Below are 14,621 nucleotides of genomic sequence, written 5' to 3' on the forward strand. Positions count from 1 at the left end.
CTGCCTGCCCTCGAGCGTCTTGACGCCGGCCTGCAGGCTGAAGCCCTCCTCCCGCAGCAGGTCCCCGACAGTGTCCGCGCTCACCCGGTGCCCCTACCGGTGAGCTCGGCCGCGAGACTTCTGGTCGACTTCACCGTCCAGCGCAGCGGCGACATCGGATCGCCCCGCTCGTCGGGTTCCACCAGTGCCAGCAGCGCGGGCCGCAGACCCGGATCAAGATCTGCGGACTTCTTCCGGCCACCGCCGGGCCTGCGTACCCGGCCCAGAGGTTCCTCGCCGACCTCCAGCTCGTCCACGCCCTTGCGGACCGTCGTCTCGCTGACCTGGGCCGCTCGTGCGACCGCCCGGATACCGCCGTGACCCAGGATCCGGGCTTCGGCCCCCATCATCAGCCGCCGCTGCCGTTCGTCGAGGTGCGGGAACAACACCCCGAACCTCACAGCGAGTTGACCGCGAACCTCGTCGGAGACGCTCATACCACAACAACGAACCACATCACGGGAAGCAACACCTTAATTCTCTGCGAGCCCTAACGAGCTGGTGCGTGATAGCGGATGAGCGTGTTGCCTGGCTGATGGCATCATCCCACTGTGGCGATCGTGGTCAGTCGGACGGTGCTGGCGCATCGGCTGTTCACGGGGATCTCGCAGCGTCATCTGGTCTCCCTGGCCGAGGAGTTGGCGGTGCCGTAGGAGGCTGATCTCGAAGGTCGTCGTCATGCTGCGCCGGGCGGCGTCAGGAAGCGGGCCGCGGGTGCCGGCGCCCGCCATCAGCTGGTGTTCGTCGACCGGTTGGTGGCCACGCCGATCCGTCTGCGGCACGACCTGCCGCACTCGGTGCCGGGGCTGCTGTCCGGCGTCGACCGCTCCACCACCACTCGCGCGATCGCGGAGATACGTGCCCTGCCGGCCGAGCGGGGGTGCGCGGTGCCCGACCGCCCCGGTCTGCGGCTTCGAACCCTGGCCAGTGTGTTCGCCCATGCCCAGGCGGAAGGGATCGAACTACGTCTGGACGCCACCGAGATCCAGGTCCGCAGGCCGCCGGCCGGCCGCGGTGGGCGGCAGGCGTTCCTGTCGGGAAAGAAGAAGCAGGACACGACGAAGGCCACCGTCCTCGCGACGGCCAGGGACGCACGTCATGGGTCGATGCCATGCGACCTGGACGGATGCATGATGCGACCGCCGCACGCAACGAAGGCACCGCCGTCTGCTTCCGACAATCGCTTCCGGAGAGACGGACCGCCGGAAAGCGGAGGTGTGGGCATGCCCAGACCCTGCGAGTTCGTTGCGTTATGCATGCGAATGCCCGCCCTGCAGCCGGTCCCCCCGTCACAGCCGGGAGCCCCGGCGTTCGGCGCGCAGCAGCCAGGCCAGGTAGGCCCCGCCGGCCACGCCGGTCACCACACCGACCGGCAGTAGGGCGGAGCCGGTCAGACGCTGGGTGACCAGGTCCGCGGCGGTCACCAGGAATGCTCCCGTCCAGCCGGCGGGAAGGACGTTCGGGCCTGCCGCCCGCGTCACCCGGCGGGCCAGTTGCGGCGCGGCCATCGCGACGAACGGGACGGGTCCTGCCGCGGCCACCGCCATGGCGGTGAGACCCGTGCCCGCGCCGAGCAGCACCAGGCGGCTCCGCTCGGGCGGCACGCCGAGCCCGGCAGCGGTGTCGTCGCCCATCTCCAGCATGGTCAGCCGTCGTCCGTACGCCAGGGCGACCGGCGCCAGCACCACCAGCCCCAGCGCGGCGACACGGACGTCGTTCCAGTCCCGGGCGTTGAGCGAGCCGATCGTCCAGGCGGCGGCCTGCGCGGCCTTGCCTATGTCGGCGCGCAGGTACAGGAAGCTGGTCGTCGCGCCCAACACCGAGGAGGCTCCGATGCCGACGAGGACCAGCCGGTAGCCGTGCACCCCGCGCTTCCAGGCCAGCAGATAGACGGCGGCGGCGGTCGCCACGCCGCCGCACACCGCGCCGACGGCCGTCTGCACGGCGCCCGCGTCGAGGGCGATGATCGCCACGAGTGCGCCGGCCGAGGCGCCGTTGCCGAAGCCGATGACGTCGGGGCTGCCCAGCGGGTTGCGGGTCAGGGACTGGAAGACCGCGCCCGCCATGCCCAGTCCGAAGCCGACCAGCGCAGCCACGACGGCTCTGGGAAGGCGCAGGTCGAGCACGACGAACTCGGCTCCCGGGGGGCCGTCGCCGGCGAGCGTGCCGAGCACCTCGACCGGGGACAGTTCGTAGGTCCCGGTGCCGATGGCCAGCACCATGGCGCTCGCCGTGAGCACGGCGAGCAGCACGCAGACCAGCAGGGCCCGGCTGTCGTAGCGCAGTGACCAGCGGCCGGCGCGTAGCAGCCCGCGTCGTATCTCCGCGCAGGTCCGCGCGGGGGCGTCCTTCACAAGGCTCACAACTGGGCCACCTTCCGCTGCCGTACGAGATGGATGAAGAGCAGTCCGCCGAGGAACGCGGTGACCGTGCCGACCTCGATCTCGGACGGCGGCATCACGATGCGCCCGATCACGTCCGAGACGAGCAGCAGCACCGGCGCGAACACCGCGCAGCAGGGGATGAGCCGGCGCGGGTCGGGCCCGCAGAGGGCACGGGCGGCGTGCGGGATCATCAGGCCGATGAAGCCGATCGGCCCGCACACGGCGGTGGCTCCGCCGCACAGCAGGGTGATGGCGACGACGGACAGTACCCGCACACGCCGCACCCGGGTGCCCAGCGCCCGCGCGTGGTCCTCGCCGAGGGCGATGGTGCCGAGCGGCCGGGCCAGGGCCATGGCGAGCACGGCACCGCCCAGGAGCAGCGGCGCCACGGTGGCCAGCAGGGGCACCTCCCGGTTGGCGAGGGTGCCGACCGACCAGAACCGCATTTCGTCCAGCGTGCTCAGGTGCCACAGCGACAGGCCGTTGGCGTAGCCGAACAGGGCCGCGTTGACGGCGGTGCCGGCCAGCGCGAGCCGGACCGGCGTCGCCCACCGGCCGCCGCCGAGGGCGCTGACGGCGGTGGCGGCGAGGGCCGCGCCGGCGAGCGCGAACCACAGGTATCCGGTGAAGGACGTGATGCCGAGGACCCCGATCGCGGTGACGACCGCAGCCGACGCGCCCGCGTTGACGCCGAGGAGTCCGGGGTCGGCGAGCGGGTTGCGGGTCAGGGTCTGCATGACGGCGCCGCCGAGGCCGAGGGCGGCGCCGACGGCGGCGCCGATGAGGGTGCGGGGCAAGCGCAGGTCCCGGACGATCGCGTCGTTCTCAGTCCCGGACGGAGTGAACAGGGCCGACCAGACCTGGTCGATCGGTATCTGCCTGGCGCCCACGGCCAGGGAGAGGGTGGCCGCCCCGACGAGCAAGAAGACACCGAGAAGCAGGTCCGCCGCACACCGGGACGCCCTGGTGCGGGGCTTTTCCGCTTCGCGCTTCCTCCCCGGCGGGGCGGCGGCCGTCGTGGTGCTCATGAGGCGGCCGTCCGGGGGGCGGAGCGCCGAACGACGTACGCCGCAACGACTAGTTGTAGGACGCATATTCCGAGAGACATGTGTTTAGCTTAGGCTAGCCTTACCTTAGCTGTTGACGATTTTGTCGGCAGTTCCGGCCTGTCTTGCCCTCCGACCAGCGGTTCACGGAGAACGTCGATGACCACGCTCGCCCGATCCACCCCTCGCGATGCCACAGCACTGGACGTCCGCCCGATGCGGGTGACGGGACCGCGCGTCGCGCGGCTGCTGGAGGCCGTGGAGGGCGCCGACGACACCCGACGGGCCGCCTTGGCCGCCGAGTTCTGGAAGGAGGCGGAAAGCCTGGGCACCCCGCTCGTCGAGGAACTCGACGGCTCGCCCGGTCATCGGGCGGTCACGTTCCTGTGGCGGGGTCACCGCGCCACTCGGCAGGTGCTGTTGTTCGGCAACCGCCTCACCGACCGCGCCCACCTGGCCGGTTCACTGCTGCAGCGGATCCCCGGCACCGACGTCTGGCACCTGGGGCTCCGGTTGCGCGCCGACCACCGCGGCTCCTACCGGCTGGCCGCCGACATCTCGCTCAAGGAACCGCCCTCGGACCCGGACGGCCTCCAGCAGCGACTGCGGTCGCTGACCGCATTCGCCGCGGCTGATCCACTCAACCCCCGTACCATCAGCACCCGTTGGCAGGAGTCCGCCGCCTCGGTCTTCGCCCTGCCCGACGCCCCCGCCCAGCCGTGGGCCGGGCGGCGGGGCACGGTGCCGGCCGGGCGGGTCGAGCGGCACAGGGTCCCGGGCTCGGCGCCGGTCGGCGACCGGGACGCCTGGGTCTATCTGCCGCCTGGTCACGAACGCGGCGTCGGCGCGCCCCTGCCGGCCGTGGTGCTGTGCGACGGCGACATGTGGTTCGGGCGGCTCGGCCTCGGCGACACGCTGGACGCGCTGATCGCCGACGGCGCGCTGCCGCCGCTGGCCGTGGTGGCGCCGGATGCCGTGGACCGGCGGACCCGTTGGCGTGACCTCGGCTGCCGGAAGCCCTTCGTCGGTTTCCTGGCGGACGAGTTGCTGCCCTGGGCGGCCGGACGCTGGCCGCTGGCCACGGACCCGCGACGGACCGTGGTCGCCGGGCAGAGCCTCGGCGGCATGACCGCGCTGTACGCCGCATACCTGCGGCCCGACCGGTTCGGCAACGTCCTCGCCCAGTCCGCCTCCCTGTGGTGGCGGCCCGGACTGCCGCCGCCGGCCGGGCCCAAGCCACCGGTGTACGGCACGCCCTGGCTCGTCGCCCGCTACGCCGCCGGAGCCTCCCGGCCGGTGCGCGTCCATCTGGACGTGGGACTGCACGAGGGCGACATGGTCGACCACAACCGCGCCCTGTACGACGTGCTGCGCACGACCGGCCACCGGGTCACTTACGACGAATTCAACGGCGGTCACGACTACGCCTGTTGGCACGGCGCTCTGGCAGACGGCCTGGACCGTCTGCTGGGCGGCCCCGCCTCCTGATCCACGGCCTCGCGCATCCCGCCCCCTTCCGTGCTCCGGCTCCCCTTTTCGTATCCCGCCCCCTTTCCGTTTCCCACCACTCTTCCGAGGAGCGACCCCTTCATGTCCCCCGCACGTGTCTCCCGCAGAACCGTTCTCACCTCCGCCGCCGCCGTCGTCACCGGGACCCTGTTTCTGACCGGCTGCGGTGACGGCGGCGGCGACAGCGCCGGCAGCAAGGAGGCCGACACCCGTCAGGTCACCGATGCCACGGGCCGCGAGGTGGACGTGCCGGCCGACCCGAAGAAGGTCGTCACGCTCAGCGAGCCCACCCTGGACGCCGCCCTCGCGCTCGGCGTCGAGCCGGTCGGCGCCACCGCCGGGCGCGGGCAGAAGGGCGTGTCCACCTATCTGGCCGGCAAGGCGGGCAAGGCGCAGGTCGTCGCCACGGTCGCCGAGGCCGACATGGAGAAGCTGGCCGCACTCCAGCCCGACCTGATCCTGCTCGACGAGACCACGGCGGTGAAGGGCGAGGTCTCCAAGCTGGAGTCCATAGCCCCGACCGTGGTCACCGCCGAGCTGAACGAAGACTGGAAGAAGGCGTTCACCACCACCGCCGATGCGCTGAACCGGAAGGCCGAGGCCGAGAAGATCCTCACCGGATTCGACGCCGACGTGGCGGCCACCAAGGCGAAGCTCGGCGACAACGCCGGAGCGGTCGTCAGCGTGATCCGCTGGCAGAACAAGGCACCATCGGCGGTCGGCCGGGGCGTGGGCCACGTGGGCGCCACCCTGACCGCCCTGGGCCTTCAGCGGCCGAAGGACCAGCAGGGCGTGGGCACCGGCCACAGCGAGCCGGTCAGCCTGGAGAAGCTGTCCACCATCGACGGCGACTGGCTGTTCTTCGGCACTCTCGGCGAGAAGGCCGACGGCGAGAAGGCGTACGCCGAGGCCGAGAAGGTACCCAACTTCACCAGGCTGAAGGCCGAGCAGGAGGGCCACGTCGTGGTCGTCCAGGGCTCCGCCTGGAACAGTGCCGGCGGCCCGCTGGCCGCCCGGATCGTCCTGGACGACGTGGCGAAGGCTCTGGCCTCATGACGCCCGGACTCGACGGCCGGCTCGCCCTCGTGACGGGAGCGGGCCGGGGCATCGGCGCGGCGGTGGTCACAGCCCTCGTCGAGGAGGGGGTCCGCGTGGTCGCCACCGACGTCGACCGCGCGGGCGTGGAGACACTCGCCGCCCGGCACGGCGAGCGGGTCACCGCCCGTCCGCTGGACGTCACCGACGCCATCGCCGTGGAGGCGCTGGTGGCCGGGGTCGAGAGCACCCACGGCCCGCTGGACATCGCCGTCAACGTTGCCGGGATCCTGCGCGACGGGCCCGTCGTCGGTCTCTCCGACGAGGACTGGGCGGCGCATTTCGCGGTCAACACCACCGGCGTGTTCCACGTCTCGCGCGCCGCCGCCCGCCGCATGACCGGACGCGGCCGCGGCAGCATCGTCACCGTCGCCTCCAATGCGGGCGGCATCCCCCGCGCGGGCCTCGCCGCCTACGCCGCCTCCAAGGCCGCCACAGTCATGTTCACCAAGTGTCTGGGCTTGGAGGTCGCGCGGCAGGGCGTGCGCTGCAACACGGTCTCCCCCGGCTCGACCATGACCGACATGCAGCGCGCCCTGTGGACCGCAGGCGAGGAGGAGGCGTCCACCCGGCGGGTGATCGAGGGCGACTTGGCGTCCTACCGCACGGGCATCCCGCTCGGCCGTATCGCCGAACCCTCCGACATCGCCGACGCCGTCGTCTTCCTGGCCTCCGACCGCGCCCGGCACATCACCATGCACGACCTGTACGTCGACGGCGGCGCCACCCTGCGGGCCTGACCCAGGCCCACGGCACACGTCCCGCCCTACTGGAGACAGCCATGTCCCTTTCCCTGTACGAACCCCTGCGCCGGCCCACCGGCACGCCGGTCACCCCCGGCGCCGCGACCGCACTTCTGGAGTCCTACCGACCCGCCACCGACCGCTTCCTCGCCACCCCCCACCGCACGCTCCTCGGCCGCGGCACCGCGGCCGAGATACCCCAGGACTCCCGTCCGCCGGCAAGGCGGGTGCGGGAGACGCTGGAGACGCTGCGCCGCCCGGGCGCCTCCGAGCCGGTGGTCGTGGGGGCGCTGCCTTTCGCCCCGGACGCCCCGGCCACGCTGACGGTGCCGGAGTCGGTGCGCTGGGCGCCGCCGCTGCGCGAGGACCCGCTGATCGCGCTGCCCGTGCCCGAGGACGGGGACCGTCCCGAGTGGCAGGTCCGGGAGGTCCCGGCCGCAAGACGGTACGGCGAGGCAGTCGCCGCCGCGGTGGCGCGGATGCGGGCCGGGGAGTTCGACAAGGTCGTCCTCGCCCGCACTCTGGAGCTGACCTCCGCCCGGGAACCGGACCTGCCGGCCATGCTGCGTCGCCTGGCCCGCCGCGACCCGGCCGGCTACACCTTCGCCGTGCCGAGCGGACCGGGCCGCACCCTGGTCGGCGCCAGCCCCGAACTGCTGGTCTCCCGCTGGGGCGGCCGGCTCATCGCCAACCCCCTGGCGGGATCGGCACCGCGCAGCACGGACCTCGCCGAGGACGTGCGGCGCGCGGTCGCCCTGCTGGAGTCCGAGAAGGACCTGCACGAGCATGCCGTCGTCGTGGCCGCCGTACGGGAGGCGCTGGTGCCGTTGTGCACCACCCTGGAGGTGCCCGAGCGGCCCACGCTGGTGCGCACCGCCGCCATGTGGCACCTGTCGACCACAGTTACCGGCGAGGTCTCCGCTCCGGACACCACCGCCCTGGACCTGGCGTCCGCGCTGCACCCCACCCCGGCGGTCTGCGGCACGCCCACCGAGCCGGCCCGGCGGGTGATCGCCGAGTCGGAGCCCTTCGACCGCGGTGCCTACACCGGCATGGTCGGCTGGCAGGACGCCGACGGCGACGGCGAGTGGGTGGTGACGATCCGCTGCGCCGAGGCCGAGGGCAGGACCCTGCGGCTGTTCGCCGGTGCCGGGATCGTGGCCGCGTCCACCCCGGAGGCCGAGGTCGCGGAGACCGCCGCCAAGTTCCGTACCTTCCTGCACGCCGTAGGAGCAGCGCTGTGACCCTCACCCCCGGAGTGGACGCTCCCACCTGGCCGCCCGAGTTCGCCGAGCGCTACCGGGCCGCCGGTTACTGGCGCGGCGAGACCTTCGGCGGCATGCTGCGCGAGCGGGCCGCCACCCACCCCGACCGGATCGCCCTGGTCGACCCGGCGCCCGAGCGCCGCACCTGGACGTACCGGGAGCTGGACGCGTGCGCCGACCGGCTCGCCGCCGGATTCCTGGCGCGCGGCATCGCCAAGGGCGACCGGGTCGTCGTGCAGTTGCCGAACATCGGCGAGTTCGTCGAGGTCGTCTTCGCCCTCTTCCGCATCGGCGCGCTGCCGGTGTACGCGCTGCCCGCGCACCGCGAGACGGAGATCTCCCACTTCTGTTCCCTCGCCGAAGCCGTCGCCTATGTCGTCCCGGACGTGCACGACGGCTACGACCACCGCGAACTGGCCACGCGGATACGGAAGCGGACGCCTGGCCTGAAGCACGTGTTCGTGGCCGGGGACCCCGGTGAGCACACGGCGCTGAGCGAGGTGCCGTGCGAGCCGTCCGGTCCGTTCGACGGGCCCGAGCCGCACGAGCTGGCGTTCCTCCAGCTCTCCGGCGGGACGACCGGCGTGTCCAAGCTGATCCCGCGCACCCACGACGACTACATGTACTCGCTGCGGGGCTCCGACGAGATCTGTGGCGTGGACGGCGGCACCCGCTTCCTCGTCGTACTGCCGGCCGCGCACAACTTCCCGATGAGTTCGCCCGGCTGGCTGGGCGTCCTGTACGCCGGCGGCACGGTGGTGCTCGCCCCGAAGCCCGACCCGGACACCGCGTTCCCGCTGATCGCGTCCGAGCGGATCACCATGACGGCCCTGGTGCCGCCGCTGGCCCTGGTGTGGACCGAGGCCGCTCCCGCCACCGGGCACGACCTGTCCAGCCTGGAGCTGACGCTGGTCGGCGGCGCCAAGTACAGCGAGCAGGCGGCCCGCCGGCTGGAACCCGCGCTCGGCTGCAGGCTGATGCAGGTGTTCGGCATGGCCGAGGGTCTGGTCAACTACACGCGGCTGGACGACGACACCGAGACGGTCGTCACCACGCAGGGCCGGCCGATCTCCCCGGACGACGAGGTCCGCATCGTCGACGACGAGGACCACGATGTCCCCGAGGGCGAGTTCGGGCATCTGCTGACCCGCGGCCCGTACACCATCCGCGGCTACTGGCGGGCTCCGGAGCACAACCGGCGTGCCTTCACCGAGGACGGTTTCTACCGCACCGGCGACATCGTGCGCCGCACCCCGGCCGGCCACCTCGTGGTGGAGGGCCGGGCCAAAGACCAGATCAACCGGGGCGGCGAAAAGATCGCGCCGGAAGAGGTCGAGAACATCATCCTCGCCCACCCGTCGGTGCACGACGTGTCGGTGGTCTCGGTCCCGGACGACTACCTCGGCGAACGCTCCCTCGCCTACGTGATCCTGCGCGGGGACACCGAACCGCTGAGGCCGGCCGCGATCAAGCGGTTCGTCCGCGAGCGCGGCATCGCCGCCTACAAGGTCCCCGACCTCGTCGAGTTCGTCGACGCCTTCCCCCGGACCGGCGTCGGCAAGATCAGCAAGACGCAGCTGCGGTCCGCCGCCGGACAGTCCTGACCGTACCGAGAGGCCTCCCCCCATGGCACTTCCCGCCATCACCCCCTATCCACTGCCGGCACCGGAAGAACTCCCCGAGAACCGGGTGTCCTGGACCGTGGACCCCGCACGTGCCGTGCTGCTCGCGCACGACCTGCAACAGCACTTCCTGTCCGCCTTCCCGGCCGGCGAACCGCCCCTGACCGACATGCTCGGCAACACCGCCCGCCTGCTCAAGGAGTACCGGCGCCTGGGCGTGCCGGTCCTCCACTCCGCCCAGCTCGGCGGCCAGACGCCCGCACAGCGCGGTCTCCAGCTCGACTTCTGGGGCCCCGGCGTTCCCGACGACCCGGAGGGACTCGCCACGCCCGAGGCCGTCGCCCCCGAGGAGGGGGAGACGGTGCTCACCAAGTGGAAGTACAGCGCGTTCGTCCGCACCGGACTGGCGGACCTGATGCGCGAGAAGGGCCGCGACCAGATCGTCATCGCCGGCTTGTACGCGCACATCGGCGTGCTGATGACCGCCGCCGACGCCTGGCAGCGGGACATCCAGGCGTTTGTCGTCGCCGACGCCGTCGCCGACTTCTCCCGCGCCGACCACGACATGGCGCTGCGCTGGGCCGCCGGCCGCTGCGCGGTCGTCACCACCACTGACGCGCTCCTGGCGGAGGTCTGACCATGGCACTGACCGTTGAGCGGCTGCGCACCGACGTCGCCGACTGCCTCGGAGAGGCCCCGGCGGACATACCCGTCGACGAGAACCTGATCGACCACGGGCTCGACTCGGTCCGCATCATGACGCTGCTGGAGCGATGGCGCCGGGAGCACGCCGTGACCGCTTCCTTCGCCGACCTCGCCGAGCGGCCCGTCCTCAAGGCGTGGGCGTCCCTGCTGGGGGCGGTATGAGCGTCCTGCCTCTGACGGCGGCCCAGTCGGGCATGTGGTTCGCGCAGGCCCTGGACCCGCTCAGTCCCGCGCAGAACACCGCCGAGTGCCTCCGGATCGACGGACCGCTCGATCCGGGACGGTTCGCGGACGCCCTGCGCCGGGTGGCGGAGGAGGCCGAGGCGTTGCGGGTCCGGGTCGAGGACACCCCCGACGGCCCCGTGCAGCACGTGTCGGAAGCGATCGAGCTGCCGTTGACCGTACGGGAGGCCGACACCGAGGCCGAGGCCGAGGCGTGGATGCGCGCCGATCTCGCCGAGCCGTTCGACCTGGCGGCCGGTCCGTTGTTCCGCCACGCTCTGTTCCAGGTCCGCGACGACCGGTGGCTGTGGTACCAGCGCGTCCATCACCTCGTCATGGACGGCTACGGCTACTCGCTGCTGGTGCGCCGCACCGCCGAGGTGTACTCAGCGCTCGTCCGCGGCGAGGAACCCGCCCCGCGCGGCTTCGGTCACCTGGCCGACCTGGTCGCGGACGACACCGCGTACCGGGAGTCGGCCGCGTTCGAGTCCGACCGTGCGCACTGGGCCGCGGCGTTCGCCGACCGGCCGGAGGCACCACGGCTCGCGGGCCGCGGCGCACTGCCGTCCCGCACCTTCCTGCGCCGCACAGCTCACCTCTCCCCTGACACCACCGAGCGGCTCAAGGACCTCGCGACCCGGCTCGGCGCGACCTGGCCGGACGTACTGATCGCCGCGCAGGCTCTCTACACCGCCCGCGCCACGGCCCGTACCGACGTGGTGCTGGGCCTGCCGATGATGGGCCGCATGGGGTCGGTGGCGCTGCGCGTGCCCGGCATGGTCATGAACGTGCTGCCGTTGCGGCTGGCCGTCTCCCCCGAGGGGACCTTCGCCGAGCTGGTCCGGCAGGTGGTGCTCGGCATCCGCGAGATCCGCCGCCACCAGCGCTACCGCTACGAGGACATCCGCCGCGACCTGGGCCTGGTCGGCGAGAGCCGGGCGCTGGTCGGCCCGCTCGTCAACGTCATGCCCTTCGACTACGGCGTGGACTTCGCGGGCGCCCCCGCCCGGGCGTGGAACCTGTCGGCGGGCCCGGTGGACGACCTGACGGTCAACGTCTACGACCGCGCCGACGGCCGGGGCCTGCGCATCGACCACGACGGCAACCCCGCACTGTACGAGGACTCCGACCTCGCCGCGCACCAGGAACGGTTCCTGCACCTGCTGGACCGGCTGACCGGCACCGACCCGCAGCATCCCCTCGCGGTGCACACAGTCGCGACCCCGGTGGAGGTCGCCCTGGTAGTCGACGAGTTCAACCGCACGGAGCGGGCCCTGCCGCCGACCACGCTCATCGGACCGATCGAGGCGCGGGCGGCCCGCACCCCGGACGCCACCGCGCTGGTCTTCGGGGACACCGCGCTGACCTATGCGGAGCTGAACGCCCGCGCCAACCGGCTCGCCCGGCACCTCCAGACCCTCGGCGCCCGGCCGGGCGCGGTGGTGGCGGTGTCGGTACCGCGCTCGGTGGACCTGGTCGTGACTCTGCTCGCGGTGCTGAAAGCAGGCGCCGCCTATCTGCCGCTCGACCCGGACTATCCGGCGCAGAGGCTGGCCTACATGCTCGGCGACGCCGCGCCGGTGTGCGCCGTCACCGACCGCGCCGGCCGCCTCCCGGACGACACCGGCACCGAAGTGGTCGTGCTGGACGGGCTCGACGTGTCGTCGTACGCCCGGACGGACCCGGCTCGCGCCCTCACCCCCGCCCATCCCGCGTACGTCATCTACACCTCCGGTTCCACCGGCCGCCCCAAGGGTGTGGTGGTGCCGCACCGGGCGATCGACAACCGGCTGCGGTGGATGCAGCACGAGTACGGGCTGACGGCCGGGGACCGGGTGCTGCAGAAGACGCCGTCGTCGTTCGACGTGTCGGTGTGGGAGTTCTTCTGGCCGCTGCGGGAGGGCGCGACGCTGGTCGTCGCCGAGCCGGGCGGCCACAAGGACCCGCTCTACCTGGCCCGGCTGATCCGCGAGCAGGCCGTTACCACTTGTCACTTCGTACCGTCGATGCTCCAGGTGTTCCTGAGCGCCTCGGAGGCCGCTGGATGCGCGGAGGCACTGCGCCGGGTGTTCTGCAGCGGCGAGGCCCTCCAGCGCGAGACGGCGTCCGCGTTCGCCCGCGTCCTGCCCGGCGTGGAGCTGCACAACCTCTACGGGCCGACCGAGGCCGCCGTCGACGTGACACACCACGCGTGCGACCCGGCGGACCGGGGTCCGGTGCCCATCGGGCGGCCGGTGTGGAACACCCGCCTGTACGTCCTGGACGCCGCCCTCCAGCCCTGCCCACCCGGCGTACCCGGTGAGCTGTACCTGGCGGGTGCGCAGCTTGCCGACGGCTACCTGGGCCGGCCGGAGCTGACCGCGGCCCGGTTCGTCGCCGACCCCTTCGGACCGGCCGGCACTCGCATGTACCGCACAGGAGACCTGGCCCGGTGGACGGAGAAGGGCGAGGTCGAGTACCTCGGCCGCACCGATCACCAGGTCAAGCTGCGCGGCCAGCGCATCGAACTCGGTGAGATCGAGGCCGCGCTGGCCGCCCGTCCCGGCGTGGACGCGGCGTGCGCCCTGGTCCGCGACGACCGGCTCATCGGCTACGTGACCGGCAGCGCCGACCCGGCCGGGGTCAAGGCGGCGCTGGCCCGCGAACTGCCCGAGCACATGGTCCCGGCGGCCGTCATCGCGCTGGATGCCTTCCCGCTCTCCCCCAACGGCAAGCTGGAGCGAAGTGGGCTGCCCGGCCCCGTGTTCGCCGGCGGCGCCGGCGGGCGGCCGTACGCCTCCGCCCGCGAGGCGGCGCTGGCCGGTCTGTTCGCCGAGGTGCTGGGCGTGGAGGGGATCGGCCCCGACGACGCGTTCTTCGACCTGGGCGGGACCTCGCTGCTCGCGGTGCGCCTGGTCGGCCGTGTCCGCGAGGAGTTCGGCGCCGAGCTGACCATCGGCTCCCTGTTCGAGGCGACGACGCCGGCCGCGCTCGCCGCCCGGCTGGACGCCGCCGCGCCGGCCGCCGGGGACGCTCTCGGCGTCGTCCTGCCGCTGCGCGCCGAAGGCGAACGGACACCGCTGTTCGGCATCCATCCGGCGGGCGGCCTCGCCTGGTGCTACGCGGGACTCACCGCGCGGCTCGGCCCGCAGCAGCCGGTGTACGGGCTCCAGGCCCGCGGCCTGACCGGTGACGAGGCGCTGCCGCGCACGCTCCAGGAGGAGGCCGAGGACTACGCCGGGCGGATCCGCGAGATCCAGCCGCACGGCCCGTACCGCCTACTGGGCTGGTCGGTCGGCGGCGTCCTCGCGCACACGGTCGCCGTCCTGCTGCAGGAGGCCGGCGAGGAGGTGGAACTTCTCGCGCTGCTGGACGCCTTCCCCTCCGAACAGTGGCGGGAGCGTCCCGCACCGGAGGAGGGCGACGCGCTGACGGCCGTGCTGCGCATGGCGGGCTTCGACCGCACCGGCGAACGCACCCGCGAGGACGTGCTCGCCACGCTGCGCCGGGCGGGCAGCCCACTGGCCGGACTCAGCGACCGCACCCTGTCCCGGATCGTCGACATCGTGCCCAACCACGCCCGCATGATGCGCGAGCACGAGCACCGCCCGTACGACGGCGACGTGCTGTTCTTCACGGCCGCCGCCCCGCGCGCCGAGGACTGGCTGACCAGGGAGTCCTGGCGTCCGTACGTCACCGGCACTCTCGACAACCACGACCTCGACTGCACCCACCCGCAGCTGATGCGGGACCGGTACCTCGACGACATCGCGGCGGTCCTGGCCGCCCGCCTGAAGGAGCTGGACGCATGATCCCGGACCCGGTCGGCCCCTTCGATCCCGGACCCGACGACGGCCGGGAGGGGCATCTGCTCCTGGAGAACGCCGAGGGCCGCTGGTGCCTATGGCCCGTGTGGCGCGCGGTGCCGTCCGGCTGGGCGCCCTGCTTCGGCCCCGCACCGCACGAGCGGTGCGTGCGCCGGGTGGTGGCGGGCCGGGAGTGATCCCCGGGC

General features: G+C 72.9%; 11 protein-coding genes and 2 pseudogenes. 10 read left to right on the top strand and 3 right to left on the bottom strand.

Annotated features, from left to right (window positions below; all coding sequences use genetic code 11):
- A pseudogene (locus ACIF8T_RS23330) lies at positions 1–476 on the bottom strand (ISAzo13 family transposase); the annotation flags it as partial.
- A 123-nt stretch (positions 477–599) separates the two neighbouring features.
- Here ACIF8T_RS23330 and ACIF8T_RS23335 point away from each other — a divergent pair.
- Positions 600–1,412, top strand: a pseudogene (locus tag ACIF8T_RS23335) (transposase family protein); the annotation flags it as partial.
- Here ACIF8T_RS23335 and ACIF8T_RS23340 read toward each other — a convergent pair.
- Complete coding sequence (locus ACIF8T_RS23340; protein WP_400038010.1) at positions 1,329–2,402, bottom strand: FecCD family ABC transporter permease; 1,074 nt, start codon at positions 2,400–2,402, stop codon at positions 1,329–1,331. The pseudogene ACIF8T_RS23335 and the gene ACIF8T_RS23340 sit on opposite strands and share 84 nt — an antisense overlap.
- The gene (locus tag ACIF8T_RS23345) at positions 2,399–3,451 is read right to left on the bottom strand and encodes a FecCD family ABC transporter permease (RefSeq protein ID WP_400038012.1); all 1,053 of its coding nucleotides are present in this window, start codon (positions 3,449–3,451) and stop codon (positions 2,399–2,401) included. Before ACIF8T_RS23345 ends, ACIF8T_RS23340 begins: the two co-directional genes overlap by 4 nt.
- A 177-nt stretch (positions 3,452–3,628) precedes the next feature.
- On the opposite strand from ACIF8T_RS23345, the gene fes reads away from it, so the two are divergent.
- The 9 genes from fes (at position 3,629) to ACIF8T_RS23390 (ending at position 14,612) form a co-directional block, all read left to right on the top strand.
- The gene (fes, locus tag ACIF8T_RS23350; RefSeq protein WP_400038014.1) at positions 3,629–4,957 is read left to right on the top strand and encodes an enterochelin esterase; all 1,329 of its coding nucleotides are present in this window, start codon (positions 3,629–3,631) and stop codon (positions 4,955–4,957) included.
- 102 nt (positions 4,958–5,059) lie between these two features.
- Entirely contained in the window at positions 5,060–6,034 is a 975-nt protein-coding gene (locus ACIF8T_RS23355) for an ABC transporter substrate-binding protein (RefSeq protein ID WP_400038016.1), read from the top strand.
- Complete coding sequence (locus tag ACIF8T_RS23360; protein WP_400038018.1) at positions 6,031–6,813, top strand: 2,3-dihydro-2,3-dihydroxybenzoate dehydrogenase; 783 nt, start codon at positions 6,031–6,033, stop codon at positions 6,811–6,813. Before ACIF8T_RS23355 ends, ACIF8T_RS23360 begins: the two co-directional genes overlap by 4 nt.
- A 41-nt stretch (positions 6,814–6,854) precedes the next feature.
- Complete coding sequence (locus ACIF8T_RS23365) at positions 6,855–8,060, top strand: isochorismate synthase (protein WP_400038020.1); 1,206 nt, start codon at positions 6,855–6,857, stop codon at positions 8,058–8,060.
- A complete protein-coding gene (locus tag ACIF8T_RS23370) occupies positions 8,057–9,685 on the top strand; it encodes a (2,3-dihydroxybenzoyl)adenylate synthase (RefSeq protein WP_400038022.1) in 1,629 nt (542 codons plus the stop codon). Before ACIF8T_RS23365 ends, ACIF8T_RS23370 begins: the two co-directional genes overlap by 4 nt.
- 22 nt (positions 9,686–9,707) lie before the next feature.
- The gene (locus ACIF8T_RS23375; protein WP_400038024.1) at positions 9,708–10,340 is read left to right on the top strand and encodes an isochorismatase family protein; all 633 of its coding nucleotides are present in this window, start codon (positions 9,708–9,710) and stop codon (positions 10,338–10,340) included.
- A gap of 2 nt (positions 10,341–10,342) precedes the next feature.
- Positions 10,343–10,570, top strand: coding sequence for a phosphopantetheine-binding protein (locus ACIF8T_RS23380; RefSeq protein WP_400038026.1), 228 nt, complete (start codon positions 10,343–10,345; stop codon positions 10,568–10,570).
- On the top strand, positions 10,567–14,421 hold the full coding sequence (locus ACIF8T_RS23385) for an amino acid adenylation domain-containing protein (RefSeq protein ID WP_400038028.1): 3,855 nt from the start codon (positions 10,567–10,569) through the stop codon (positions 14,419–14,421). The genes ACIF8T_RS23380 and ACIF8T_RS23385 overlap by 4 nt, the downstream gene beginning before the upstream one ends.
- A complete protein-coding gene (locus tag ACIF8T_RS23390) occupies positions 14,418–14,612 on the top strand; it encodes an MbtH family NRPS accessory protein (protein WP_400038030.1) in 195 nt (64 codons plus the stop codon). Before ACIF8T_RS23385 ends, ACIF8T_RS23390 begins: the two co-directional genes overlap by 4 nt.
- Positions 14,613–14,621 lie beyond the last annotated feature (9 nt).

Source organism: Streptomyces sp. NPDC085946, from assembly GCF_044540485.1.
GTDB lineage: Bacteria > Actinomycetota > Actinomycetes > Streptomycetales > Streptomycetaceae > Streptomyces.